The sequence below is a fragment of the Bacillota bacterium genome (genome assembly GCA_040754675.1).
Lineage (GTDB): Bacteria > Bacillota > Limnochordia > Limnochordales > Geochordaceae > Geochorda.
Window position 1 is genome coordinate 1 of the sequence record JBFMCJ010000729.1, and the last position, 1,742, is coordinate 1,742.

2 protein-coding genes are annotated in these 1,742 nt (G+C 65.6%); one reads left to right on the plus strand and one right to left on the minus strand.

Going from position 1 to position 1,742, the window contains the following annotated elements:
• The coding region (locus AB1609_23005; GenBank protein MEW6049304.1) for a GDP-L-fucose synthase at positions 1-161 on the plus strand (161 nt) is incomplete at its 5' end.
• A gap of 120 nt (positions 162-281) precedes the next feature.
• On the opposite strand, the gene AB1609_23010 is transcribed toward AB1609_23005, so the two are convergent.
• Positions 282-1,367 carry an IS1634 family transposase gene (locus AB1609_23010; GenBank protein MEW6049305.1) on the minus strand — a complete coding sequence of 362 codons (1,086 nt, stop codon included), beginning with the start codon at positions 1,365-1,367 and terminating at the stop codon, positions 282-284.
• Positions 1,368-1,742: the final 375 nt, after the last annotated feature.

Genomic DNA, 1,742 nt, shown 5'->3' on the forward strand with positions numbered 1-1,742 from the left:
ACTTTGATGCTTCAAAGCCGGACGGCATGCCTCGTAAGCTCCTGGATATCTCACGCATCAGGGCCTTGGGCTGGTTCCCTCGTATGGATTTGGAACAAGGGTTGGCATCGACTTACCAGTGGCTCCTAACCCATCCAGAGGTGCTGCACCGTAACAGATAGGAGGCTGCCGAGCCTGGGTGGTTGAGAGTAAGGTACTTCCCAAGAGAAGACAGGTAACAACTCGTTTTTCGCACCCACCCCCAGGTCAGCGGGGATTTTTCGAGAGGTTGACGTCACAGGTTACCGCTCCGTGTAGAGGGTCTCGGAGTAGCCGGCCAGGCGAAGCACCTTGAGGATCTGGGGATTCGTGTTGCGGGGGAGCACCCGTTGAACGGTTTGACCCGTGTCGACCAGGACGATCTGCAACGAGCGGAACAGCTCCAGAATCGACTGGATGGTCGGCCGGTCGGTGGCGCGCTGGCCCGGCACGACCAGCGTGTCGTGCTGCGCTTGCAGGGCCTGGCGGATGCGCCGCTCCAGAAACGCCGCCACCAACAGCGCCAACAAGAAGACGTACGCCAGCGCCTGAGCCCGGTCCGGGCGCTTGAGGTAGACACCGGTGACGATGACCGGGTCTTTCAAAAAAGCGAAGCGGCGCTCCACCGCGGGCTGCGCCTTGTATTCGGCCAACACCTCCCGGGCCGAGAGCTGCTCGGCCGGGACGTTGGTGATGAGCACGAAGGGCGCCCGTTTATCCATCTCCTGATGCAGCCGCTCCGGTGAGGGCGGTTCGATCGTGACCGATACCCGAAAGCGCGTCGCTCGGGGAGGCGGCGGGGCCTCCTTGCGAGGCCGGCCCCGGGGGCGGTGGATCACCTCTTCGGATTGGACCTCGGCCGTGACGGTGTGCAGGGCCGGGGCCTGCTCGGCCAAAAACCGGTCCCGGGCCGCTTGGGCATCCGCCTCGCAGGCAAAGCGCTGTCGGGAAAGCTGCTCGGCAGCCTGGGTGAGGCGCCTGGCTTCGTCGGCCACCTCCCGCTCCAGCGCCTGTTCCCGGCGGCGGTCCCGGGCCGTCGAGCGCACCAGCACGAAGCGGTACCGCCTCCCGTAAAGGGAGGCCTCGGTCTCCCAAATCCAATACCGTTCGGCCTGGGGCCGCTCCGCCAGGGCGCCGACCGCCTGCCACTCCCCCCGCACCCAGGGCTCCCAGGCCGCCTCCTTCAACTGGGCTTCCAGCTTGTAATTCGCCGGCAGCCGGGAGATGAAGCGCAACTTCTGGGTGGCGATCTGCTGGAGGTTGGCCGGCGTGAGCAGCTGGGAGTCGGCCACGTAGATCAGCGCTTCCGGGTCGTGCCCCGCCAGCAGCTCCTGGAAGCTCTCGAGCACCTGCTGCGTATTCCGACGAAATCGACCACTGAATCCGCTGCATGCCGTCCACCGATTCCGCTCCATGCCGTCCACCCGGTCCGGGCATGCCGACCACCTGTCGGAGCGAAGCGACGCTGGGTCCCGATCCTGTCCGAAGGTGGTCGGATTCAGTTCAGTGCTGGTCGTTCCTCCCCTCGTCGTGGGGCCTGTGGGAATGTGGGCAGCCGGAGCGCAGCGGAGGCCTGTCCAAGCGGCGGTGGGCAACAGGGAGGTTGTCCACCGCCGCGGCATTTCCACAGGCCGCCTTCATGACTGCGGACCCTCCGAACGGCTCTTCCCTGCCTTCGCCTTCCGCATGGATTCCCCCTTCAGCACGATCTTGTGGGCGGTGTG